Here is a 21848-nt window from a genome sequence, read left to right on the forward strand (position 1 = left end):
CTGGCAACCCGCCGGACCGCGGCAGAGACCTACAGCCGCTGCCCCAGCGCCCACAGACGATCGGCGCGGCCCGAGATCGCCTCCGACAGGGCGAACGCCTGCGCGTCGGTGAGGGATGCCACGTAGTCGACGATGCCGCGGGAGCGCGCGAGCTTTTCGGCCTCGGCATCCGAGGGTCTGCGTTCGGCGGGCAGGGCGGCGTACTGCTCACGGGCGAGGGCGATGAGTTCGCGCAGGCGTCGTGGGGTGCGCGCGCGGTCGAGGTCGTCATCGAGCCACTCGCCGAGCGCGCGCACCGAGCGAGCGAGGATGCGGCTCATGCCTCGCTGCTGGATCGCGAGGTCGGGGCGGCTCAGGACGAACCGCTTGTGCACGAACTTCAACACCTCGACGTGGTGCCACGCCCACGGCGACAGCACGACGGGGCCGGCGCGCGGAGTGTCGAGGGGACGCAGCCGCGCCGACTCCTGGAAACGGCGGATCCACCGGTCGGTGAAGCCCGCGAGTCGGCGCTCGGCCGTGAGCGAGCCGTCGAAGGGTCGGGCGAGCAAGTCGGTGACCATTTCGGCATCCACGTCACTGACGGCGGCGAGGAAGGCTTCGTCGTCGGCGATCCACGGGTCGTCGCGGCGCATCTTGCGGCGCAGCCGCTCCAGACCCGCGCCGGGGGCGAGCTCGGCGCGTACCTCGGCGTCGTCGCGCGAGCGCCACTCGAGCACGTCGTCGAGCCAGCCGCGGAACTCCGCCGCGATGGGCGCGTGATCCAGGATGCCCGCCCGGTAGAAGTCATCGACGTCGTGCACCGAGTACGCGATGTCGTCGGCGAGGTCCATCACGGCGCCCTCGACGCTCTGGCGCAGCGGCTCGGCATCCACCCCCTGCCGAGCCTCGGCGAGGTCGGCGAGATCCAGGTCGTACGCCGAATACTTGTGCACGCGATACGCGCCGTCGGGGGAGCGACGGATGCCACGGGGCGCGCCGATCCGCTCGATCTCGGCCGCGTCGACGGATGGAGCCCACGGGTACTTCGCCGACGCCGAGCGCACCGCGGCGGTGAGGTTGAGCCCGCGCGGCGCGTTCTCGACCACGTCGAGCGCGGTGAGGATGCGGTACGTCTGCGCGTTGCCCTCGAACCCATCGGCGAGGCCGAGTTCGGTGCGGGCGAGACGGTCGAGCGTCGACTCCCCGAGGTGTCCGAACGGCGGGTGCCCGAGATCGTGCGCGTAGGCCGCAGCCTCGACGACGGTCGCGTTGCACACGTCGCCCTCGCCGGCCCGGCGCGAGCGGGTGTTGAGCTGCAGGGCGACGACCCGCGCGATCGCGCTGACCTTGAGCGTGTGGGTGAGGCGGTTGTGCACGGGCGCCCCGCCCATCGACGGCGACACCACCTGCGTCACGGCCGACAGCCGCGAGAAGTACGGCGAGAACTGGATGCGCTCCAGATCGATCGACCAGGGATCGGCCCGGGCGTCGTCGCGGTCGGGGAAGACACGGGATGCCGAGTTCTCGACGATGCCGCGCGCGCCGGGGTTTTCGCCGGCCGGCGCGGAGGCGTCGGCGTCCGCGGCCGGGGGAGCGGTCTCGTCGTGCAGGGTCATCGGGTCCTTCCGCGGCGTCGGGGGCGATGCTCCACGCTAACGCGGATGCCGGACACGGGAGCCGCGCGTCGCGTCGCCGGTGCGGTTTCGCGCGCGGACTCACGCGGGAGTCGCGTCGGCATCCGGTGTCCGCTCACCCGGGTTGCTGCCTGACGCGTGCTCGAGTGCCCGAGACACCCGGGCGCGGGGATGCCGGCGGATCCGGCACGCCCGTCACTGCGCCCCCGCACCCCGCGGCTCCGGTACCGTCGAAGAATGCCTACCGCGAGCAGCAAGGACGACGAGGTCGACCTCCTCATCGATGCGTGGTCGCAGTTGCTGCCCGACGTCGACCTGACGCCCCTCGACGTGATGTCGCGCCTGCGCCGCGCGGCATTCCACCTGTCCAAGCTACGCGCGAAGGCCTTCGCGAGCGCCGGCATCGCGGTGTGGGAGTTCGACGTGCTCGCCGTCCTCCGCCGCGCGGGCACCGAGCTCAGTGCGACGCGTCTGATCGCGGCCACCATGATCGGCAGTGCGGCCATGACCAACCGCCTCGACAAGCTCGCCGAGCGCGGTCTTGTACACCGCCGCCCGAATCCGTCGGACGGTCGCGCGATCCTCGTCGCGATCACCCCCGAGGGCATCGAACGGGTGGATGCTGCGATGACCGAGCTCGTCCGCCTCGAGGCCGAGGCCCTGCGCGACGTCAGCCGTGGTGACCAGGCCCTCTTGGCGAGCGCTCTGCGCGTGCTCGCGGCAGGCGAGACGCACGAGGCGTGATCGACCTCGCCGACACCATCACGCGACGCCCGGTCGTCCTCGACGGCGGACTCGGCACTCTGCTGGAGGCTCGCGGAAACGACGTGACCTCGGAGCTGTGGTCGGCGCGTGTGCTGCGCGACGACCCCGATGAGGTGCGCGCGGCCCACGCCGCGTTCGCCGCGGCGGGCGCCGAGGTCGTCATCACGGCCTCCTACCAGCTGGGATTCGACGGGCGGATCCCGGATGCCGACGTCGAGGCGCTCCTGACCCGCTCGGTGTCGCTCGCCCGGGAGGCTGCCGACGTCGTGGTCGCGGCATCCGTCGGTCCGATCGGGGCGCTCCGCGCGGACGGCAGCGAGTACACCGGCGACTACGGCCTCACCGTCTCGCAGCTGCGCGACGCGCATCGACGTCGGCTGCACGTCCTCGCCGGCGCCGGGGCCGACCTCCTCGCCGTCGAGACGATCCCGTCGCGGCTCGAGGTCGAGGCGCTGGCGATCGAGCTCGCCGACCTCGGCGTCCCCGCATTCGTCAGCCTCTCCGCCGACAGCACGGGGTTCGCCGCCCCCGGCTCGCGTGTGGCGGCCCTGCGCGTCGCGGCATCCGTCCCCGGAGTCATCGCGGTGGGAGTCAACTGCTGCGCGCCCGCGACGGTGCTGTCCGCGCTCGCCGAAGTGCCTGGCATCCCCTCGGTCGCCTACCCGAACACGGGCGAGCGGTGGGACGCCGCCGCCCGCGCCTGGCTCGGCCCCGCTGCCCCGTTGGCCGATGAGGCCCCGGCGTGGGTCGCGGCGGGCGCACGCCTGGTCGGCGGCTGCTGCCGTTCCACGCCCGCCGACATCGCCGCGATCGCCGCTGCTCTGCGCTGACTGCCGTCACGTGGTCCCGGCGGCTCCAGGTTGCTGTCGCGAAGGTGCACAACGCAGGATCTTCGCTCTACCGCAGCCGACTGATCCCGCGCTCGCACGCTCACGCGGCCGGATCTGTTGCACTGTGTCGCGGCGCCCCGGCGGCCGGAGCGGGACAATGACGCCGGGACGCGGACCCGCGGGGCCCGGAACCGTCGACGCCCTCAGTCGAAGTCCGCCGCGACCGCGTTGCGGTGGTACTCGAAGATGATGCTCGTCCGTGTGGATGCCACGCTGTGCCGCGCGGAGAGATGGTCGACGACGAAACGGCGCACGGCCGAGGAGTCGTCGACGGCGATGTGCACGAGGAAGTCGTCGGCCCCTCCCAGGAAGAACAGCTGGATGACGTCCGGATGCCGGCGCACGTCGTGCGCGAAGGCGCGGATGCTCTCCTGCCGCTGGCCCGGACGCAGGGTCACCCCGACGATCGCCTGCAGTCCGCGTCCCAGACGGCTCTGGTCGACGGCGGCGTGGAACCCGGTGATGAGGCCGCGGTCGACGAGCGCGCGCACGCGCACGTGAGCGGTGGATGCCGCGACCCCCAAGGCGTCGGCCAGCGCGGCGTTCGTCATGCGCGCGTCGGCCGACAGCAGCTCGATGATGCGCGTGTCGAGCGGGTGCAGGTCGTCGTCGGTCATCGTAGATCCTTCGTTCTCCCGGGCGCCGGAGGCGCGGTGAGACAGACGATAGCGCTGGCGTACCGGATTTGACCGAAGGATCTACGGAGAAACACCACGGAAACACAGTATTCTGCGATTCTCTCCGCAACGCTCACCCGCTCGAGGAGGAACCCATGCGCGTCTCCGTGCCGACCGAGATCAAGAACAACGAGAACCGCGTCGCGATGACGCCCGCCGGGGTCGACTCACTCGTCCACCGCGGTCACGAGGTCCTCGTGCAGGCCGGGGCGGGCGAGGGCAGCGGGTTCAGCGACGAGCAGTACCGTGCCGCCGGGGCCGAGATCGTCGCCACCGCCGACGAGACCTGGGCCCGCGCCGAGCTGCTGGTCAAGGTCAAGGAGCCGATCGCGCCCGAGTACGGCTTCCTGCGTCGGGACCTCACGCTCTTCACGTACCTGCACCTCGCCGCCGACCGTCCGCTGACCGACGCCCTCATGGCCGCGGGCACCACCGCTGTCGCCTACGAGACCGTGCAGACTGCCGACCGCGCGCTGCCGCTCCTCGCGCCGATGAGCGAGGTCGCCGGACGCCTGTCGATCATCGAGGGCGCCCACCATCTGCTGCGCGCCTCGGGTGGGCGGGGCCTGCTTCCGGGGGGCGTGCCCGGCACGCCGCGCGCGAAGGTCGTCGTCATCGGCGGCGGCGTCGCGGGCGAACATGCGGCGGCCAACGCCCTCGGACTCGGCGCCCGCGTCACGGTCGTCGACATCTCGCTCCCGAAGCTCCGGCAGCTGGAAGAACGTTTCGGGGGAGCGATCGAGACGCGTGCGTCCACCCGCCTGGAGATCGCCGAGCAGCTCGCCGACGCCGACCTCGTCATCGGGTCGGTCCTGATCCCGGGTGCCGCGGCCCCGAAACTCGTCACCGACGAGATGGTACGCACGATGAAGCCGGGGGCCGTGCTCGTCGACATCGCGATCGACCAGGGCGGCTGCTTCGAGGGTTCTCGCCCCACCACCCATGACGCCCCGACCTTCCGCGTGCACGACGCGCTGTACTACTGCGTGGCGAACATGCCCGGCGCGGTGCCGCACACCTCCACGCGGGCGCTGTCGAATGCCACCCTGCCCTACATCGCGCGTATCGCCGACGCGGGCTGGGAGGCCGCGGCATCCGCCGATCCCGCTCTCGCCAAAGGCCTGAACGTGCGCGCCGGCGTCGTGGTCAACGAGGGCGTCCGCGCCGCCTTCGACCTCTGAGGGGCGAGCGAGCCGTCGATGTGCTCGATCATTCAGCTGCGGCGGAGGTGGCTGAGCTTGTCGAAGCCGCCGGTCCCGTTCGCCGGGCTCAGCGAATTGGCGGGGGCTGAGGCCCTTGGGTGGAGGCTGAACCTGTCCTAGCCTTCGAGCCCGAACCGCCCCTCGAAAGTCGGGGAAGATCCTGGCCACGTCCGGCGATGAGCGCCATCTTCTTCTCCCTGCGCCACCCCTGAAGCTGTTTCTCGCGGGCGAACGCCGCCTCCACAGCGTCGAACCATTCGGCGTAGATCAAGCGCACTGGCCGGCGTTTCTTCGTGAAGGATGCCGCGAGGTCATCGTCATGGTTGTGCTCCCACACGCGGCTCTCTCGTTCTCGGCCCGTACTGCCGACGTAGAACGACCCGTCGCGGCATTCCAGGATGTACGCCCATGGCATCCCGTGATGATGGCACTGCGCTCGGGGTAGCTCGTCCAGGCTGTGGACAACGCCGGCGGGTCCCGGTCCCTTCGACAAGCTCAGGGACCTGGGGCCCGAGGGTCGGGGATCGGGGCACGGGGTCGGGGAGGCGAGGTGGCTGAGCTTGTCGATACCTCCGGTCCCTTCGACGAGCTCGGAGACCTGGCGCGGCTCAGATGCCTGCGACTACCCCCGCACCCACGCGTAGGTGATCTCGGGCCTTCCCTGCCCGCCGTAGCGAGGCTCGCGGCGCACGCGCCCGACGTCGGCAAGGTGCTCCAGGTACCGCCGGGCGGTGACCCGCGACATTCCCTCGCCCTCACCGACCTCGGTCGAGGAGACGGCTCCGGATGCCGTGCGCACGTGCTCGGCCACGGAGTGCAGTGTCTCGTCGCTCAGTCCCTTCGGCATGGTCGGCGGCGCGACCGTCCGGAGAGACCCGAGCAGCGCGTCGACCTCCGACTGCGTCGCCTCGCCGGCGGCGCGGTCGAGGCCCTCGACGTAGGCGCGGTAAGCCTCCAGACGCTCGCGGAATGCTCCGAACGCGAACGGCTTGATCAGGTATTGCACGACGCCGATCGAGACCGCGGCGCGCACGGTCGCGGCATCCCGCACCGCCGTGACGGCGATGATGTCGACGCGCGAGCCCATCGCCCGTACATGCCGTGCGACGTCGAGACCGGTGCCGTCGGGCATGGTCATGTCCAGCAGAACGAGGTCGATGCGACGTTCGGGGTCGGCGAGGGCCGTGAGCGCCGCGCGGGCCCCCGCGGCCTGCCCCACGACCTCGAAGCCCGGGACCCGCGCGACGTAAGCGGAGTGCAGTTCGAGCGCGAGGGCGTCGTCGTCGACCACCAGCACGCGGATCATGCCGGCACCTGCTCCGTCACGACGGGGAGGAACACCCTCACCGTCGTCGGTTCGGCCGCCAGCTGCAGGGTCCCCCCGCGCGCGGCGACGATGTCGCGGACGAGCGCGAGGCCGACACCGCGCCCGCCCGGCGCGTGTGCGGGCTTGGTCGAGGCGCCGTAGGCGAACGGGTCGTGCAGAGACGGATCGAAGCCCGCGCCGCTGTCGGCGACCTCGAGCACCGCGTCACCCTCGCGCGCGGTGAGAGACACGCGCACCCAGCGTGGTTCGGCGCCCGCGGATGCGGCATCCAGGGCGTTGTCGACGAGATTGCCGACCACCGTCACCGCCTCCGGCGCCGCCAACGGCACGCGGGGGGCCGGCTCGGCGACGTCGAGGTCGAGACGCACGCCCCGCTCGGCGGCCTCGTCGAGCTTGCCGAGCAGCAGGGCGACGACGACGGCGTCGTCGTCGTCGTCCGAGACGAGGCGGTCGGCCAGCTCTTGACGGTCTTCGGTGGATGCCACGATGAGTCGCCGCGCCTCGTCGATGCGCCCGAGCTCGAGCAGTGCCAGGAGAGCGTGCAGGCGGTTGCCGTGCTCGTGCGTCTGCGAGCGCAGGGTGTCGCTGAGCGTGCGCACGCCCTCCAACTCGCCCAGCAGGGCCTGCAGCTCGGAACGGTCGCGCAGGGTCATCACGCGTCCCCGCTCGGGTGCGCGCCGGCCCGAGAGATCTCGCGCCTCCTCCTGGTTGACCAGCAGCACGCGGTCTCCGTTCACGACGGTCTCCTCGACCATGCGGCGACCACCGGCGATGGCGTCCGCCAGATCGGTGTCCATGTCGACGTCGTGCGGGTCGAGCGAGACCTGGCCGGTGATGGCCGGCGGCAGGCCGAGGAGGTCGGCGGCCTCGTCGTTGTAGAGCACGATGCGCCCGTCGCGGTCGGTGACTACGAGTCCCTCGCGCAGCGAGTGCAGCACGGTCTCGTAGCTGTCGACGAGGCGCGACAGCTCGCGGGGCGTGTACGAACCGGTCACGCGCCGGGCGCTCCGGCGCACGAACAGCGCGCCGAGCACGCCGAAGCCGACGATGGCCGCGGATGCCGCGACGATCAGGGGAACGCGGGCGGCGAGGTCTTGCTGCACGGCGCCGAGCGTCACGCCCACGGCGACGAGGCCGACGATGGGGCCGTCCTCGTCACCCCCCTCGCGGATGGGCACGATGGTGCGCACCGATGGTCCGAGCGTTCCCACGTACACCTCGGTGAAGCTCTCGCCCGCGAGGGCCTCGGCCCTCGAACCCTGGTACGGCAGGCCGATCTCGGAGCGGTTGCGGTGGGTGAGACGGATGCCGTCGGGCGTCATGATCGTGACGAAGGAGAGGTCGGCGTCGGGGAGGATCTGCTCGACCATCGGCTGCAGACGGTCGGAGTCGCGAGCGGCGACGAGGGTGGCGATCTCCGACTCGTGCGCGAACGTCTCGGCCACCGACCGGGTCACCTGCTCGGCCTCGCGCTGCCCGGAGTCGCTCAACTGCACGGACAGGAGCGCGGCGAGGACACCTGCGACGAGCACGACGATGCCGAGCGACACGAGGGCCAGGCGCCCACCCACGCTCAGTCGCATCCCTCGCCCTTTCGCGTCCATGCCGTGAACAATACGACCACAAATCGTCGAGGGGCTCGCCGTCGACCACAGTCATGACATCCACCGGCGGCCCCGCCGGCAGGAACAAGGCATCTCACCCACCGGCAGTTCGGCCGGCAATAACAATGACGTTAGAAAGAGGAGATAGGCGCTCATGGCACTTTCACTCCGCACCACTCGCGACGGCCGGCCTCGCAAGAAGATCGACCCGAACCACTGGCTCTACATCTCGGTGATCATCGCCGTCGTCGGCGGCATCGTCGTGGGCCTCGTGGCCCCCGCGTTCGCGACGACGCTCGAGCCGATCGGTAAGGGCTTTGTCAGCCTGATCAAGATGATGATCGCCCCGGTGATCTTCTGCACGATCGTCGTCGGCATCGGATCGATCGCCAAGGCCTCCACGGTCGGCAAGATCGGTGGCCTGGCGATGGTCTACTTCCTGATCATGTCGTCGTTCGCCCTGATCATCGGCCTCATCGTCGGCAACATCATCCACCCCGGTGAGGGCCTGAACATCGCCGGAGCCACCTACGAGGCGGCGGCTGAGCCCACCACCACGCAGGACTTCATCCTCGGGATCATTCCGACGACCTTCTTCTCGGCGTTCACCGGCGGCAGCATCCTCCAGGTGCTCTTCATCGCCCTGCTCGTCGGTTTCGCCCTTCAGCGGATGGGCGAGCGCGGCGCCAAGATGGTCGACGCCATCCGCAACTTCCAGGTGCTCGTCTTCCGCATCCTCGGCATGATCCTGTGGCTCGCCCCGCTCGGTGCGTTCGGCGCCATCGCCGCCGTCGTCGGTAAGACCGGCTTCGCCGCCGTCATCAGCCTCGGCATCCTGATGGGTGCGTTCTACCTCACGTGCTTCGTCTTCATCGTGGGTGTCCTGGGCACGCTGCTCTACGCCGTCACGCGGGTCAACATCTTCTCGCTCATGAAGTACCTGGGCCGCGAGTACCTCCTCATCGTCGGCACCTCGTCCTCCGAAGCGGCGCTTCCCCGTCTGATCGCCAAGATGGAGCACCTGGGTGTCTCGAAGCCCGTCGTGGGCATCACCGTCCCGACCGGTTACTCCTTCAACCTCGACGGCACCGCGATCTACCTGACCATGGCCTCGCTGTTCATCGCCTCCGCCATGGGTGCGCCGATGTCGATCCCCGAGCAGATCGGCCTCATGGTCTTCATGATCATCGCGTCCAAGGGTGCAGCCGGTGTGACCGGTGCGGGCCTGGCGACGCTCGCCGGTGGTCTTTCGGCCTACCGCCCCGACCTGGTCAACGGTGTCGGTGTCATCGTCGGAATCGACCGCTTCATGTCCGAGGCTCGCGCCGTCACCAACTTCACCGGTAACGCCGTGGCCACGATGCTGATCGGTGCCTGGACCAAGCAGTACGACCGCGAGCGCGTCGGCGAGGTGCTCGCCGGCCGGATCCCGTTCGACGAGAACCTGCTCACCGGCGACGACCACGGTTCGGTCAACAAGTCGGCGGATGCCAAGCAGCAGGCCTCGGCCGAGGCCGGCACCGGCCCCGCCACGGTCGACACCGACACGCTCAACACCTTCCGCGCCAAGGCGGAGGCGGAGGCTGTGGCTCGGAGCCGTTCGTGACCATCGCGCACACCCCGGCGGGGGCGGCTTCGGCCGCCCCCGCCCCCGCGCGTGTGGACCTCGCCCGCACCTGGATGCTTCGCTCGCCGCTCGCGGGCGGCCTGGACACCACGGCCGACGTCCTCGTGCTCGACCTCGAAGACGGGCTCCCCGCCGGCCGCAAGGCCGAGGGGCGCGAGCGGGCGCACCGTGCCGCTGCCGACGCCCCGGTCTGGTTGCGGATCAGCGCCGCCGGCACCCGCGACGGCGACGACGATCTGTCCCTGTGCCGCGATCTGGAGGGTCGCCTCGCGGGCGTCGTCCTGGCCATGTGCGCCGGCCCTGATGACGTCGCCCACGTGGCGGCATCCCTTCCGTTCGGCACTCCCATCGTGGCGATGGTCGAGTCGGCCGCAGCGCTCCTGGCCGCGCCGGCGATCGCCGCACACCCCGCCACCCGTCGCCTCGCGTTCGGCACGGGAGACTTCCGGCGCGACACCGGCATGGCGGCCGATCGCATGGCGCTGTCGTGGCCGCGGGCGCAGCTCGTGGTGGCCTCGGCCGCCGTGGGGATCGCGGGACCCATCGACGGCCCGTGCGGTCCGATCGAGCAGGCTCGGGATGCCGCGCTGCACGCGGTCGCCATGGGCTTCACCGGCACGCTGGCGCTTCAGGATGCCGCCGTTGCCGGCGCGCACGCGGGCTTCACCCCGTCGCCCGCCGAGGTGGAGGCCGCGAGGTCACTGCTGTCGGCGACCCCCGACGGTCCCGTCGACGGTTCCTATGCGCCGACCCTCGCCCGGGCTCGCGCCCTGGTCGAGCGCGCGGAGGCCCTGGCCGCCCTCTGAGCCCGGGCGTCACCGCCGCCCGAACCACCGCCGCTTGCGTACGGGACTCGCAACCGTCGCCGCCGCCTCGCGCGCCCGTCGCCGAGCGGCCCACGCAGCCACTTCGGCCTCGACGTCGACTGTGGGTGTCACCACCGGCGGTCCGCCGAGCAGCTGCCGCCGCGCGTCGATCACTCGACGGTTGAAGTCCTCCACGGCTTCGCGCACCTCGGGCTCGCGTGCGATGGCATCCAGCCGTTCCGCCATCTCGGCGTGCTCGACGCGCAGGGTGAGGGCAGGTGGCCCGAGCCCGGTGAGCTTCTCCGTCTCGATCTTTCGGCGGATCCACCAGTCCGGGTCGTGCCCGCCCCCGAGGTCGGGCAGGGGCTTGCCCGCACCGGGGAGGTCGTCGAAGTCGCCCCGGCGGATGGCCTGCTGGAGCGCGGTCTCGACGAATGCCGCGCGTTCGGCCGACGTCGATCCCCTCGCCGGCCCCGACGCCGTGTCGTGCGCCGCCGCGTCCGCCGCTCGTTCGTCGGGCGACGGGGCGAGCCCCGCCTGCCGCAGTCGCCGATCGAGGCGGTACCGCTCGGCCGCCTGACGAGGATCTTCGCTCACGCCGCCTCCCGCTCCAGCCTCCGCAGGCGTTCGTACGCCATGTCCTGCGCGCGCGGTCCCGACCCGAGGGCGCGCTCGGTGATGCGCAGGATCACCCGTGTCACCGTCAGCACGGGCAGCGGCCACCGCCGCACGCCCAGCATCTTGCGGTACCGGCGGGGGATGGTCGCCACCGCCGCCGCGAACAGCACGCGATAGGCCACACCCATGGCGCCGGGGAACGGCGGCTTGCGCAGGAACCGTACGACCTCATCGACGCGCTCGCCGCCGCGCAGCTCCCCGCGCTCCCAGAAGCCGTCGATCTCCCCGCGCAGCGCGTCCCGGGTGAGGGGCGGGTCGACGACGCGCATCAGGCGGCCAGCCGTCGCCCAGTCCGCGACGTAGGCATCGGGTCCGCCGGGAATGGGCTTCCTCGACGCCTCGTGGCCGGCGAGGAAGGCGTCGGTGAAGGCGAGATGCACCCAGCGGACGAGGTCCGTCGCCTCCGCCGTGTACGTGCGCTCGGCGCCGTCTCCCGCGCGGTACTCGCCCTTCACGCGCTGGTGGAAGCGTCCGACACGGCGGGTCTCGGCATCCGCCTGGGTCTTCGAGCCGTACGTCAGCGTGATGACCCAGCGCACCGTGCCGGTGAGGCGGCCGATCGGGTCTTCGCGGTAGCGCGACCAGTCGTGAACTCCCGCGAGGGCGCCCGGGTGCAGCGCCTGCAGCAGGAGCGCCCGGATGCCGGCCACGAGCGTGCCCATTCCGGCGTGCACCGTCCAGGCGGGGCCGTTCTCCACGAAGTACCCCGCGTCGTCGCCCTCGGCGATGTCGCGCACGTAGGGGGCCAAGCCGGTCGGGTCACCCGCGAGGGCCACGAGGATCTTCCCGCGGAGCGACTGGATCCAGTCGGGGGTGGGGGAGGGGGCGTCTGTCACCCTTCCAGCGTGCCACCGTTCACGGGCACGGGCTTTGGGATGCTTCGGCGCCGTGAGGTCCCGGATCGAGGGGTCAGTGGCCCTCGTGCGTGATGACCGGAACGGTGCCGTCGTCGCGCAGCAACACGGCGTTCTGGGTCGCCCCCAGGGCGGGCGTGACGACGACGGCGATGACGGCGGCGGCCACGAGCAAGCCGGTGACGCTCATCGGCTGCGCCGTCCGGTCTGCGGCTCCGTCGTTTCGGCGGGCTCGACGGAGGAACCCCGCCGCGGTGGCGCCCACGACGACGAAGAGCACGCATGCCGCGGCGGCACCCATGATGCTGGTGTGCGCCGGGTCGGTGACGACCAGCGCGGCGGTCAGCACCAGTGCGGCGAGCGACCCGCCCAGGGCGGCTCGCGGCACGAGAGTGCGACCTCTGGCCAGGACGGCACCGCCCCACGCGAGGGCGGCGAGTCCGAGGACGACCGCCCCGGCCCCGAGGACGATGGCGACGGCCTCGGAACCGGGGCGGACGATCGCGCCCGCACCGAGGGCGGCGATGATGAGGCCGGCCCCCCATGCGGACACGGAGGGCCACGACCGCGTGAAGGTCGCGGCGGTCATCTCACACCGCCGCGGTGCGGGGGATGCTGCGCTCGGTGCCGAGGCCGACACCCAGCAGCACGACGGCGCTGCCGAGGTGCAGGAAGTGGTCGGGCACGTTCAGCGCGAGGATGTTCGCCGCCGTTCCGGTGAGGAAGAAGCCGACGATACCGAGCAGCAGGTAGACGGCACCGACGGTGGTGTTGACGCCCTTCGCGGCGCGGGCGTTCGCAAGGCCGGCGACCAGCAGCGCGCCACCAATCAACAGGTGCGCGATGTTGTGCAGCGGGTTGACCTCGAAGATGCCCAGAAGCAGGCCGCCCTCGGTGGCGATGAAACCGACGCCGCCGGTCACGGCGAAGCCGAGCAGTCCGACGAGCAGGTAGACAGCGCCGAAGACGGTGGCCACGAGACGGTTGGGTGATGAGCTCATGATGAACCTCCCAGAGTGTTGGCAGCGACCGTCCGGCCGCCTCACCACATCTTCGGAGGAACACCGTGCTTCGGATTGCCCTTTGCGGACCACATCCCTGCTCCGGTAGGACCCGTGAAACGACAGAAGGCCCCCGAGTACTCTCCGAGGCCCTCCGCAACGGATCCGAAACTACGAGGTCGTCCTCAGCGGTTCGGGGGGATTGCGCTTCGCGTGACGTTCACCTACGCCGCGCGAGCCCGTTCGGCGCGACGCCGAAGGGCGGCGGCGCTGCGCTCGGCGCGGACTGCGTGCTCGTGGATCAGGCGCGCGGCGTCGGGCGACGCGGCCGCGGCGCTGATCGCCTGCGCCTCCGCGTCGAGGTGGCGACGGAACTCCTGCGGGTCCGCGCCGCGGAACAGGGCCCGCGATGCGGCCATGTGAGTCTGCGGACGCGCGGCGAGCCGGGTGGCCATCGTCCACACGGCGTCGTCGAGGTCGGCCGACGGCGTGACGGCGTGGACCAGCCCGATGTCGTGGGCCGCCGCGGCATCCAATCGAAGACCGACCGCGCTCATGGCGCGTGCGCGGGATGCGCCGATGACCCGGGGCAAGAGGTACGACGCACCGCTGTCGGGGCTCAGCCCGATGGCCTCGTACGCGGTGAGGAAGAGGGCGCGGTCGGAGGCGAGGACCACATCGGCGCAGAGCGCGAGCCCGAGCCCTCCGCCCGCCGCGACGCCGTCGACCGCCGCGATGATGACCGCGTCGATGTCGGCCAGGTTCGCGAGCGCGCCGTGGAAGGTCGTCGCGAGTTCGTACACGAAGTCGCCCAGGTCGACGGCTGCGGCCATCTCGACCACGTCGCCACCGGAGCAGAATGCGCCCCCGTCGCCCGTGAGCACCACGACCCGCGGAGCGATATCGGCGATGCGCGCCACGACGCGACGGAGTGCTCGCGCGAGGTCCAGATTGATCGCGTTGCCGTCGTCGGGTCGGTTCAGGGTGACCCGGGCCACGCCGTCGGATATGTGCAGTCGTACGGGTTCTGTCATGATCTCAGCCAGTCGTCGGTGCGCCCCCACCGGCGGCTCGTGCTTTCCGCACCGCCGCTACGTGATCTTCGGAGCCCGCGGGTCGGCGGATTGTCGGACGCGGGTGCGGATGCTCCCGCGCGGCCGCCCGAGAGCTCTGGCACACTGTGCCGCATGCGCTTCGAAACGACTCTCTTCCAGATGGGGAACAACACCGGCATCGAGGTGCCGCCCGCCGTCGTCGATGAGCTCGGCGGCGGAAAGCGCGCCGCCGTCGTGGTCGACGTCAACGGCTACGGCTACGCCAGCACGATCGGCGTGATGGGCGGGCGTTTCCTCATCCCCTTCTCGTCCGACAAGCGGGCCGCCACGGGCTTGTCCGGTGGGGATGCCATCACCGTCACGCTGACGCTCGACACGACGCCGCGAACGGTCGAGATCCCCGACGACCTCGCCGCCGCGCTGGCCGAGTCGGGTACTCGCCCGTCGTTCGACGCCCTGTCGCCGAGTGCTCGGAAGGCGCACGTCACCAGCGTCGAGTCCGCGAAGGCGGCGGACACCCGCGCGCGACGCATCGCGTCCGTGGTCGACAAGCTCACCTGAGTGCGGCGCCCCCCGCGGACGATAGCCTGGGACGGGAGGTTCCGTGGGGCGCACGAATGAGGCCATCGCCGAGGGGCTGTCGATCGCGACAGCGGCGGCGCGGCTCGCCGTGCGCAATCGCATCCTCGTCGAGACGATCGCCCGCGGCGGGCAGTTCGACGGCGACGTGTTCGCCAAGTTCGCCCGCGCCGTCCTCAACTCGCTCGCCGACGAGCAGGACCAGGCTGCCGACCGGGTGACGCACCAGCGCAAGCGTGCGTGGGGGCGGTTCTCCGACTCCTCGGGCACCCACGACTATCGCGACCGCGACACCCGTAATCTTCGCCGGCGGGCCAAACAGTCGCGGGGAGTGGCGAAGGAGCTCCGCACGTTCGCGGCTGATCCGGAACGGGTGGCCGGTCTGGTCGCCGACGCGCGGATCGCGGCCTGGGGCGATGTCGAGGCGAACCTCAGTCAGCGACTCGACGTCGAGGGCATGACGGCGGACGCCGATCCCGAGTACGCCCAGATGCGCAAGGCCCGCATGGATGCCCTGCGCATGGTCGATCTCGCCCGCCTCGCGTCCCAGGCGAAGCGACGGGCGAAAGACAAGGCCGTCGCAGACGAGGCGGCGTCCGACGCGGCCCCTCCGCCCACGACGGGCGGCGCCAAGACCGGCAAGAAGAAGAAGTCGGCCGCGCGCTGAGCCGCGTCACGCCCCGGCCGCGGTAATCTCGGCCGCGACGGAAGGTGGATGCCATGGCGGAGCGACGGGTCGGTCGGAAGGCGCGGGTGCCGCGTCCCGGTTATGCGCTGGTGTCGGTGACCGCGAGGGATGCCAACGGCTTCGTGCACCACTACGACGACATCGAGGCGCCGCTCGGCTCGCTCCGTGAGTCACTGGCGATCCTGCACCTGCACTCGGAGGAGATGGATGCCGCCCATCGCGGTGAGGCGTCCTCCTCGGGCTGAGCCGCCTCCCGCGTGAGGTGCCGAGAAGTGTCGCTCGGACGGCTCTCGAGGCGACGATTCTTGGCGCCTCACACGCCCGGAGTGCGGGCGCCGGCATCGAAAAAAGCCCCGGCCGGAGTTTCCTCACGGCCGGGGCTTATCACTGTCTCAACACAGTGTGCGCCCGAAGGGACTCGAACCCCTAACCTTCTGATCCGTAGTCAGATGCTCTATCCATTGAGCTACGGGCGCAGGGCCTCCGCGCGAAACGGCGCGCAGGCCGTGGTCCAGCATAGCCGGGACCGTGGGGGACGTCTAATCGGCCCCGAACGTCACGCATCCCGGGCGTGGCGCGGGGGTAACCGGCCGGTGTCGGGACGGCGACGTACGCTGGCGGAATGAGCGCATACACCTCCGCGTTCGAGCTGTTCTCGATCGGGATCGGACCCTCGAGCTCCCACACCGTCGGCCCCATGAAGGCCGCTGTCGATTTCGTCACCCGACTGCGGGGCGACGACGCCCTCGAGCGGGTGGCATCCGTCTCGTGTGCCCTCTACGGCTCACTCGGCGCGACCGGTATCGGCCACGGCACCCCCGACGCGGTCGTCGCGGGACTGCAGGGCCTCGATCCCGAGACGGTCGATCCGGATGCCGTGCGACGGGCGTGGTCGGACTGGCCCGACGGGCGCCTCCTCTCTCTGGCCGGTACGCACGAGATCCCGTTCGCGAAGTCCGACATCTCGCTCGAGCCCCGAACGCGTCTGCCCGGTCATCCCAACGCCATGATCCTCGTCGCGCGCGCCGCCGACGGCGCGGTGGTCGCGGGCGACACGTACTACTCCATCGGCGGAGGCTTCATCCGACGCGACCGCCAGCCGGCGCGGGTGTCCGCGGCGCCGATGCCCCTCGCGTTCGACGACGCGGCCACCCTCATCGCGCTGTGCGACGAGCGCGGGATCACGATCGCCGAGGCTGCGCGGCTCAACGAAGCGGCGCTGCGCTCCGACGAAGAGATCGCCGCCGGCCTCGACCGCATCTGGGATGCGATGGCTGCCTGCGTGAACGCGGGCCTGCAGAACGACGGCGTGCTTCCCGGCATCCTGAAGGTCAAGCGCCGAGCGTCCGTCATCCGCGGTCAGCTCGACGCGATCGAGGCCGAGGGGCACCGAGAACTCCCGGGGGAGTGGCTCGGCGCCTTCGCCCTCGCCGTGAACGAAGAGAACGCGGCGGGCGGGCGGGTCGTCACCGCGCCGACGAACGGAGCGGCGGGCATCTTGCCGGCCGTGGCCATGTACTGGTGGCGCTTCCTCGCCGACTCCGGCCTCGGCATCGGCAACGCCGTGACACCGCACGGCGAATTCGTCGGCAGCGCGCTGCTCGGCTACGACGGTCACGCGGTCACGCGCACCGAGGTCTCGGGATGGGATGACGGCGACGTCGCCGAGGCGAACCGCCGTCGGGGCATCCGCCGGTTCCTGCTGACGGCGACGGCGCTGGGCTCGCTCTTCAAGGCCAATGCGTCGATCTCGGGGGCGGAGGGCGGATGCCAGGCCGAAGTCGGCTCCGCGTGCGCGATGGCGGCGGGCGGCCTCACCGCCGTCATGGGCGGCACGAACCGCCAGATCGAGAACGCCGCCGAGATCGCGATGGAGCATCACCTGGGCCTCACGTGCGATCCCGTCGGGGGGCTCGTGCAGATCCCGTGCATCGAGCGCAACGCGATCGCCGCCTCCACGGCCGTGACCGCCGCGCGCCTCGCCCTGCGCGGCGACGGCAGTCACTACGTCTCGCTCGACGCGGTCGTCGAGACGATGCGTCAGACGGGTATCGACATGTCGACGAAATACAAGGAGACCAGCGAGGGCGGTCTCGCGGTCAACGTCATCGAGTGCTGAGGCGAAGTGCCCGACCGGAGGCCGCCGAACCGCAGGGTTTTTGAAACACCGCAACGGACTGCGGCCGAAGGCGTGCGGCCTCGGCGAACGGGTGAGGTTTCACCGCCACATGGCGAGTTGCAGCCCGCGCCGCCGGGTCGCACGCGGCCTGTGGTGCGTGCGGTCAGGCCCCGTCGCGGAGCTTCGCGGTGAGCGCGTGCAGCTGCGTGAGCTCGTCGTTGTCGAGGCGGGCCATGCGCTCGGCGATCGAGCGGCCGTGCGCGGCGGCCAGCCGGCGGAACACCACCGCGCCGTTCTCGGTGGCGGACACGAGCGAGCCGCGACCGTCCTCCGGGTCGGCGCACTTGGTCAGCAGTCCCCGCGTCACCATCCGCTCGACCAGACGCGAGACGCTGGGCTGGCTGATGAGCATGTTGCCGGTGACGTCGCGGAGTCTCGCCGTCATCTGCGGCGCCCGAGTGACGGTGAGTAGCACGTCGTACTCCGCCTGCGTCAGCTCGGTGCTGTCGAAATCGCCGCGGATGTCTTCGAACACCTCGTGCTGCGCGCGGAAGAGGCTCTCCCAGGCCTGCACGGCGAGGCGTCGATCGGTCATCCCTTCAGCGTAGAGCCGACCGTGCCCGTTCCGGCCCGACGTTTCGCCCCTTGCGTCGGGTGAGATTTGGGGCCGTGCGAGGGCCGGACAGAGTAAGGGCCGGTCGGAGAGGCTTCCGACCGGCCCTTGTCCCTGCACCAAGAGTGTCCTGCAATCACATGTCGGTAGCTGCCACAGCAAAACAACTACCGTGCGAGCACTCTATAACGGTGGGGTAACGGAAGGGAAGAGGTCGTCGTTACATTTTCGTGACCGATCTTCACGGGCTGTTTCGCGGGCTCCGTCAGGGCTCGTCGAAGCCGCATCTTCACCGCCCGCGTACGTGGTTCCACTGCGTGATGACCTCGGTGCCGTGCTCGAAGCCCAGCTCGCTCACCGCCGAAGTGCCCAGCACGAAGAAGCGGCCGCCGGCGGCGGTGAGGCCGAGCCACGTGCCGGCGAGCGCTCGCAGGAAGTGGCCGTGCGAGAACATCAGGATCTGCTCTCCGGCCCGCACCCGCGGGCGGAGTTCGCCGAGCAGGGACTCGGCCCGGGCGGTGACGTCGGCGACCGTCTCGCCGGGTGTCTCGCCCGGGGGCGTTCCGTCCCACACCGTCCACGCGTGGCCGAGGCGTTCGACGATCTCTGGCGTCGTCAGGCCCTCGTACGCGCCGTAGTCCCACTCCACCAGGCGCCCCTCCGGCCGAGCGTCCGGGTACCCGGCGCGGGTGGCCGTTTCGACGGCTCGACGAAGCGGACTCGTCAGCACGAGGTCGTACCGCCGTGTCGCGAGCAGGGTGCCGGCGAGCTCGGCCTTGTAGGCGCCCGTCTCGGTTAACGGGATGTCGGTGAGGCCGGTGTGCCGCCCGCTTCGGCTCCATTGGGTCTCGCCGTGCCGCACGAGCACGATGCGGCCGTCGGGTTCGGTCAGCTCTGCGTCCTTCACGTGTACATCCTCGCGCCGTGAGGCGGCGCCGTATAGACGAAGACGGGCCGGTCGGGGATCCCGACCGGCCCGGTCCTGCACCAGAGTGTCCTGCAATCACATGTCGGTAGGTGCCACAGCAAAACATCTACCGTGTATGCACTCTATAACGGTGAGGTAACGGAGCGGAAGAGGCGTCCGTGATCTTTTTGTTATTCATAGGGTCCTCGCTCGTGCCAGCGGTACGCACGAGGGCGGGAGATCGCGCCGCACCCCGGCTCGGGGGGCGCGGCGCTCGGGGCTCCTACTTCATCCGTCCGAACGTGGCGTCGATATCCGCCATCTCCATCGCGGCCGTCGCTTCGATCAGTCTGCGCAGCTCGGCGTCGGCTCCCGGCGAGAACTCCTCGGGGCGCTCGGGGGCCACGGTGATCGGCGTGCCGACGGGCGCCTGCTCGCTGGCATCCAGCTGTGTGCCGTCGTTGGACGGCGACGCGCCCTGGAAGATCCTGCCCGCCTCCGACTGGTTGCCGAGGTCGAACGAGTACTGCTTGCTCTGCAGACCCAGGTCGACGAGCCGCTTCACCTCCGGGAACTGTTCGGCGTTCGTCTTCGGGATGGGCAGGGAGGTGCGCCACTTGACCCCGAGCGTTTCGAGCGCTTTCGCGTACGCATTCTCGTGCGCCTGGTCGCGAACGATGAGGTACGAGATGGTGCTGCGTGCCATCTTGTTGTCGGTCATCTCGTAGAGGCGGCATTTCTGCAGGCGCCCGGTGGATTCCAGCATCAGGTTGTACAGCAGGTCGAGCACGAGATTGCCGGAGTTGTAGACGTAGCTCCCCGACCACGGGTTTCCCGCCGCGTCCACGGGCAGCGCACCCTGGGCGCCCACGAGGTAGTGGTGGATGTTGCCGTGATCCACCGCGATGCTCAGCGGTGTGGCGCCGCCGGCGCCGGGCTGGTCCACGGGATCGGCCGGCTTGCCCTGGTAGGCGGGGGAGCCGTCCAGCAGGCGCGCGATCGTGGTGCCGATGAGTTCGACGTGACTGATCTCCTCCGTTCCGATGCCCTGGATCAGGTCCTTGTAGGCCTTACCCGACGGTCCGCGGAAATTGATGCTCTGGAAGAGGTACTGCATCATCGTGCGCATCTCGCCGAACTGCCCGCCGAGTCCCTCCTGCAGCGCGTTCGCTGCGGCGGGATCGGGCTCGTCCTGGGCGATTTCGTTGATGAATTCCTGCAGGTGGAAGTACATGCTGCCTCCAAGGGGGATGATCCTCGAAGTGTCTGCGGCATCCGGGGGTCTGCGCGCGGCCCTCGCCTTCTCAGGCCTCGCCGGGTACCCTCTCGTGACTCGGCGTCGCCGCACGGTCGGCCTGACCGCTGGCGGAGGGCGGGGAGGGCCGCACGATGTCGTGGTCGTCGATGAGATGCTCGCGCTGCAGCCATTCGCCGAGTCCGGGAGTCTCGAGGTAGGCCTCCGGAGCGCGGCACACGACCTCATCGTGCGCGCCGTAGGCGGCGAAGACGGCGAGCTTGCGAGCGACCGCCCCGTCGTCCAGGTTGGCCGGCCACGTGCGGCCCGGGTATCCGACGGCGTACCGGACGATCGCGCCGTCGAGGAGTCCCGCGTCGACCGCTGCGGCCACGAGCCGGCCCGCGCCGCCATGGTCGGGGTGGTCGCCCTCGCTGGCCGGTGCGAAATCGGGCAGGGTCGTGAAGACCTCCGTCGCTCCCGCCTCGGCGACGAACGCGGCGATCGTGCTGAGGAGTCGTGCCACGGTGAGGTCCTGGCCGGTGTCGAGCGTCGCCAGCGATGGGAGCGCCCCGCCGAGGAGCTTGGTGATCGTGCGGTAACCGGTCGCGTACCAGCCGCCGCCGGTGAGACCGCCGTCGGGTAGCCGCAGGAACGACAGGGAGATCCGGGGGTCGTCGTCCGGCGAGGTCGTCGTCACGGTGACGCCGTTCGATAACACCGTCCGTCGATCCGACCAGGCGGTCGCCGATCCGCGCATGACGTCGTAGGCGGCGCGGATGCCCGTCTCACGATCGTCGACGTACCGTGACATGCCGCGGCCCGCGTCTGAGGCGGTCAGGAAGAGCTGCCGAACACCGTGGCCGGCGCTGATCGCCTCGTCGATCGTCGGGACGGCGAAGAGCAGATCGTCGTCGTAATGAGCCCAGATCCCGGCGATCATCGGCGTCGGCGCGTTCACCGGCGGGTGAAGAAGTCGTATCGGTGGGCGTAGGGGGTCGACGTCACGACGTGGTCGGCGTGCGCCGCGGGGAGCACCGCGCGCTCGAAGCGGACGGCCGCGAGCGTGTCGAGGTCGGGGATGCGCCGCCCCTCCATGTCGTTCCAGCCCACCACGAGCCACCCTCCCGGCCGGAGGACGTCCGCGCACGCCTCGAGGCCGCGCGCGACCTCTTCGGCGGTGTTGAGACCCCACCCGAACACGCCGTTGCACACGACCAGATCGAAGGTGTCGGCGGGGTAGACCGTCGCGAGATCGGTCATCGAGAGGGTGTGATGGTGGCGCCCGGCGATGCGCTTCATCGCGGGGTCGACGTCGATCGAGTGGTACTCGATGCCCCGGTAGAGCCGCGGATAGGTGCGGGTGTACCAGGCGACTCCGACGTCGAGCATGCGACGGATGTCGTCCTTGCCGAGGAACTCGGGCACGATGACGTCTTCGAGCAGGACGCGGTCGGGCGTCGCGAGACGCCAGCGGCCGTTCTTCAGCCGCAGTCTGCTGCGCAGGCGCACGCTGCGGGGAACGATTCGTCTCCAGATGGGGGGCATCCGCTCTCCATTGGTCGGCGCGATCGGGCGATCGTCCTTCTCATAGTCGCATGCACCC

24 protein-coding genes and 1 tRNA gene are annotated in these 21848 nt (G+C 70.7%); 9 read left to right on the forward strand and 16 right to left on the reverse strand.

Going from position 1 to position 21848, the window contains the following annotated elements; all coding sequences use genetic code 11:
- Nucleotides 1-29: 29 nt before the first annotated feature.
- Nucleotides 30-1598 (reverse strand): deoxyguanosinetriphosphate triphosphohydrolase family protein, encoded by a 1569-nt coding sequence (locus ASF76_RS07560; protein WP_055955549.1) that lies wholly within the window; start codon nt 1596-1598, stop codon nt 30-32.
- A 255-nt stretch (nt 1599-1853) separates the two neighbouring features.
- Between ASF76_RS07560 and ASF76_RS07565 the strand changes: the two genes are divergently transcribed.
- Both ASF76_RS07565 and mmuM read left to right on the forward strand, forming a co-directional pair.
- The gene (locus tag ASF76_RS07565) at nt 1854-2360 is read left to right on the forward strand and encodes a MarR family winged helix-turn-helix transcriptional regulator (protein WP_055955553.1); all 507 of its coding nucleotides are present in this window, start codon (nt 1854-1856) and stop codon (nt 2358-2360) included.
- Entirely contained in the window at nt 2357-3211 is an 855-nt protein-coding gene (mmuM, locus tag ASF76_RS07570; protein ID WP_055955557.1) for a homocysteine S-methyltransferase, read from the forward strand. Before ASF76_RS07565 ends, mmuM begins: the two co-directional genes overlap by 4 nt.
- 203 nt (nt 3212-3414) lie before the next feature.
- Here mmuM and ASF76_RS07575 read toward each other — a convergent pair whose 3' ends face one another.
- Nucleotides 3415-3888 (reverse strand): Lrp/AsnC family transcriptional regulator, encoded by a 474-nt coding sequence (locus ASF76_RS07575; protein ID WP_055955560.1) that lies wholly within the window; start codon nt 3886-3888, stop codon nt 3415-3417.
- A 155-nt stretch (nt 3889-4043) separates the two neighbouring features.
- On the opposite strand from ASF76_RS07575, the gene ald reads away from it, so the two are divergent.
- Complete coding sequence (ald, locus tag ASF76_RS07580) at nt 4044-5129, forward strand: alanine dehydrogenase (RefSeq protein WP_055955562.1); 1086 nt, start codon at nt 4044-4046, stop codon at nt 5127-5129.
- Nucleotides 5130-5217: 88 nt separating this feature from the next.
- Here the strand turns inward: ald and ASF76_RS16665 are convergent, their stop codons facing one another.
- The 3 genes from ASF76_RS16665 to ASF76_RS07590 form a co-directional block, all read right to left on the reverse strand.
- Complete coding sequence (locus ASF76_RS16665) at nt 5218-5565, reverse strand: GIY-YIG nuclease family protein (protein WP_082484927.1); 348 nt, start codon at nt 5563-5565, stop codon at nt 5218-5220.
- A 207-nt stretch (nt 5566-5772) separates the two neighbouring features.
- Nucleotides 5773-6456: a response regulator gene (locus tag ASF76_RS07585; RefSeq protein WP_055955565.1), complete on the reverse strand. Its 684-nt coding sequence runs from the start codon at nt 6454-6456 to the stop codon at nt 5773-5775.
- Nucleotides 6453-8081 (reverse strand): sensor histidine kinase, encoded by a 1629-nt coding sequence (locus tag ASF76_RS07590; protein ID WP_082484928.1) that lies wholly within the window; start codon nt 8079-8081, stop codon nt 6453-6455. The genes ASF76_RS07585 and ASF76_RS07590 overlap by 4 nt, the downstream gene beginning before the upstream one ends.
- A 154-nt stretch (nt 8082-8235) precedes the next feature.
- On the opposite strand from ASF76_RS07590, the gene ASF76_RS07595 reads away from it, so the two are divergent.
- Entirely contained in the window at nt 8236-9687 is a 1452-nt protein-coding gene (locus ASF76_RS07595) for a cation:dicarboxylate symporter family transporter (protein WP_055955572.1), read from the forward strand.
- Nucleotides 9684-10514: an HpcH/HpaI aldolase/citrate lyase family protein gene (locus tag ASF76_RS07600; RefSeq protein WP_055955575.1), complete on the forward strand. Its 831-nt coding sequence runs from the start codon at nt 9684-9686 to the stop codon at nt 10512-10514. The genes ASF76_RS07595 and ASF76_RS07600 overlap by 4 nt, the downstream gene beginning before the upstream one ends.
- Nucleotides 10515-10523: 9 nt before the next feature.
- Here the strand turns inward: ASF76_RS07600 and ASF76_RS07605 are convergent, their stop codons facing one another.
- The 5 genes from ASF76_RS07605 to ASF76_RS07625 form a co-directional block, all read right to left on the reverse strand.
- Nucleotides 10524-11111: a J-domain-containing protein gene (locus ASF76_RS07605; protein ID WP_055955579.1), complete on the reverse strand. Its 588-nt coding sequence runs from the start codon at nt 11109-11111 to the stop codon at nt 10524-10526.
- The gene (locus tag ASF76_RS07610) at nt 11108-12028 is read right to left on the reverse strand and encodes an oxygenase MpaB family protein (protein WP_055955583.1); all 921 of its coding nucleotides are present in this window, start codon (nt 12026-12028) and stop codon (nt 11108-11110) included. Before ASF76_RS07610 ends, ASF76_RS07605 begins: the two co-directional genes overlap by 4 nt.
- 73 nt (nt 12029-12101) lie before the next feature.
- Nucleotides 12102-12635 (reverse strand): hypothetical protein, encoded by a 534-nt coding sequence (locus ASF76_RS07615; RefSeq protein ID WP_055955587.1) that lies wholly within the window; start codon nt 12633-12635, stop codon nt 12102-12104.
- Nucleotide 12636: 1 nt separating this feature from the next.
- Complete coding sequence (locus ASF76_RS07620; RefSeq protein ID WP_055955590.1) at nt 12637-13047, reverse strand: DUF4383 domain-containing protein; 411 nt, start codon at nt 13045-13047, stop codon at nt 12637-12639.
- 224 nt (nt 13048-13271) lie between these two features.
- Nucleotides 13272-14081, reverse strand: coding sequence for an enoyl-CoA hydratase/isomerase family protein (locus ASF76_RS07625; protein ID WP_055955593.1), 810 nt, complete (start codon nt 14079-14081; stop codon nt 13272-13274).
- Between the two features lie 153 nt (nt 14082-14234).
- Between ASF76_RS07625 and ASF76_RS07630 the strand changes: the two genes are divergently transcribed.
- From ASF76_RS07630 to ASF76_RS07640, 3 genes are read left to right on the forward strand one after another with little or no spacing between them, the layout of a single operon-like run.
- Nucleotides 14235-14663: a YdeI/OmpD-associated family protein gene (locus ASF76_RS07630; RefSeq protein ID WP_055955599.1), complete on the forward strand. Its 429-nt coding sequence runs from the start codon at nt 14235-14237 to the stop codon at nt 14661-14663.
- 43 nt (nt 14664-14706) lie between these two features.
- Nucleotides 14707-15348, forward strand: coding sequence for a hypothetical protein (locus tag ASF76_RS07635; RefSeq protein ID WP_055955602.1), 642 nt, complete (start codon nt 14707-14709; stop codon nt 15346-15348).
- A 53-nt stretch (nt 15349-15401) separates the two neighbouring features.
- Nucleotides 15402-15614: a hypothetical protein gene (locus ASF76_RS07640; RefSeq protein WP_055955606.1), complete on the forward strand. Its 213-nt coding sequence runs from the start codon at nt 15402-15404 to the stop codon at nt 15612-15614.
- A 158-nt stretch (nt 15615-15772) separates the two neighbouring features.
- On the opposite strand, the gene ASF76_RS07645 is transcribed toward ASF76_RS07640, so the two are convergent.
- Nucleotides 15773-15845, reverse strand: a tRNA-Arg gene (locus ASF76_RS07645).
- A gap of 146 nt (nt 15846-15991) precedes the next feature.
- Here ASF76_RS07645 and ASF76_RS07650 point away from each other — a divergent pair.
- On the forward strand, nt 15992-17488 hold the full coding sequence (locus ASF76_RS07650; protein ID WP_055955609.1) for an L-serine ammonia-lyase, iron-sulfur-dependent, subunit alpha: 1497 nt from the start codon (nt 15992-15994) through the stop codon (nt 17486-17488).
- Nucleotides 17489-17651: 163 nt separating this feature from the next.
- On the opposite strand, the gene ASF76_RS07655 is transcribed toward ASF76_RS07650, so the two are convergent.
- The 5 genes from ASF76_RS07655 to ASF76_RS07675 form a co-directional block, all read right to left on the reverse strand.
- Nucleotides 17652-18083 carry a MarR family winged helix-turn-helix transcriptional regulator gene (locus tag ASF76_RS07655; RefSeq protein WP_055955613.1) on the reverse strand — a complete coding sequence of 144 codons (432 nt, stop codon included), beginning with the start codon at nt 18081-18083 and terminating at the stop codon, nt 17652-17654.
- 307 nt (nt 18084-18390) lie between these two features.
- On the reverse strand, nt 18391-19008 hold the full coding sequence (locus tag ASF76_RS07660; protein WP_055955617.1) for a histidine phosphatase family protein: 618 nt from the start codon (nt 19006-19008) through the stop codon (nt 18391-18393).
- 283 nt (nt 19009-19291) lie between these two features.
- Nucleotides 19292-20242: a manganese catalase family protein gene (locus tag ASF76_RS07665; RefSeq protein ID WP_055955621.1), complete on the reverse strand. Its 951-nt coding sequence runs from the start codon at nt 20240-20242 to the stop codon at nt 19292-19294.
- A 70-nt stretch (nt 20243-20312) separates the two neighbouring features.
- Nucleotides 20313-21203: a PIG-L family deacetylase gene (locus tag ASF76_RS07670; protein WP_055955624.1), complete on the reverse strand. Its 891-nt coding sequence runs from the start codon at nt 21201-21203 to the stop codon at nt 20313-20315.
- Entirely contained in the window at nt 21200-21790 is a 591-nt protein-coding gene (locus tag ASF76_RS07675) for a class I SAM-dependent methyltransferase (RefSeq protein WP_055955627.1), read from the reverse strand. The genes ASF76_RS07670 and ASF76_RS07675 overlap by 4 nt, the downstream gene beginning before the upstream one ends.
- Between the last annotated feature and the right edge of the window lie 58 nt (nt 21791-21848).

It is taken from the genome of Microbacterium sp. Leaf151 (genome assembly GCF_001424225.1).
In the GTDB taxonomy this organism is placed as follows: domain Bacteria; phylum Actinomycetota; class Actinomycetes; order Actinomycetales; family Microbacteriaceae; genus Microbacterium.

Coding starts and splice junctions, on each gene's coding strand:
- ASF76_RS07560 (WP_055955549.1), bottom strand. CDS start 1,598: ATGACCCTGCACGACGAGACCGCTCCCCCGGCCGCGGACGCCGACGCC.
- ASF76_RS07565 (WP_055955553.1), top strand. CDS start 1,854: ATGCCTACCGCGAGCAGCAAGGACGACGAGGTCGACCTCCTCATCGAT.
- ASF76_RS07575 (WP_055955560.1), bottom strand. CDS start 3,888: ATGACCGACGACGACCTGCACCCGCTCGACACGCGCATCATCGAGCTG.
- ald (WP_055955562.1), top strand. CDS start 4,044: ATGCGCGTCTCCGTGCCGACCGAGATCAAGAACAACGAGAACCGCGTC.
- ASF76_RS16665 (WP_082484927.1), bottom strand. CDS start 5,565: ATGCCATGGGCGTACATCCTGGAATGCCGCGACGGGTCGTTCTACGTC.
- ASF76_RS07585 (WP_055955565.1), bottom strand. CDS start 6,456: ATGATCCGCGTGCTGGTGGTCGACGACGACGCCCTCGCGCTCGAACTG.
- ASF76_RS07590 (WP_082484928.1), bottom strand. CDS start 8,081: ATGGACGCGAAAGGGCGAGGGATGCGACTGAGCGTGGGTGGGCGCCTG.
- ASF76_RS07595 (WP_055955572.1), top strand. CDS start 8,236: ATGGCACTTTCACTCCGCACCACTCGCGACGGCCGGCCTCGCAAGAAG.
- ASF76_RS07615 (WP_055955587.1), bottom strand. CDS start 12,635: ATGACCGCCGCGACCTTCACGCGGTCGTGGCCCTCCGTGTCCGCATGG.
- ASF76_RS07620 (WP_055955590.1), bottom strand. CDS start 13,047: ATGAGCTCATCACCCAACCGTCTCGTGGCCACCGTCTTCGGCGCTGTC.
- ASF76_RS07625 (WP_055955593.1), bottom strand. CDS start 14,081: ATGACAGAACCCGTACGACTGCACATATCCGACGGCGTGGCCCGGGTC.
- ASF76_RS07630 (WP_055955599.1), top strand. CDS start 14,235: ATGCGCTTCGAAACGACTCTCTTCCAGATGGGGAACAACACCGGCATC.
- ASF76_RS07640 (WP_055955606.1), top strand. CDS start 15,402: ATGGCGGAGCGACGGGTCGGTCGGAAGGCGCGGGTGCCGCGTCCCGGT.
- ASF76_RS07650 (WP_055955609.1), top strand. CDS start 15,992: ATGAGCGCATACACCTCCGCGTTCGAGCTGTTCTCGATCGGGATCGGA.
- ASF76_RS07655 (WP_055955613.1), bottom strand. CDS start 18,083: ATGACCGATCGACGCCTCGCCGTGCAGGCCTGGGAGAGCCTCTTCCGC.
- ASF76_RS07665 (WP_055955621.1), bottom strand. CDS start 20,242: ATGTACTTCCACCTGCAGGAATTCATCAACGAAATCGCCCAGGACGAG.
- ASF76_RS07675 (WP_055955627.1), bottom strand. CDS start 21,790: ATGCCCCCCATCTGGAGACGAATCGTTCCCCGCAGCGTGCGCCTGCGC.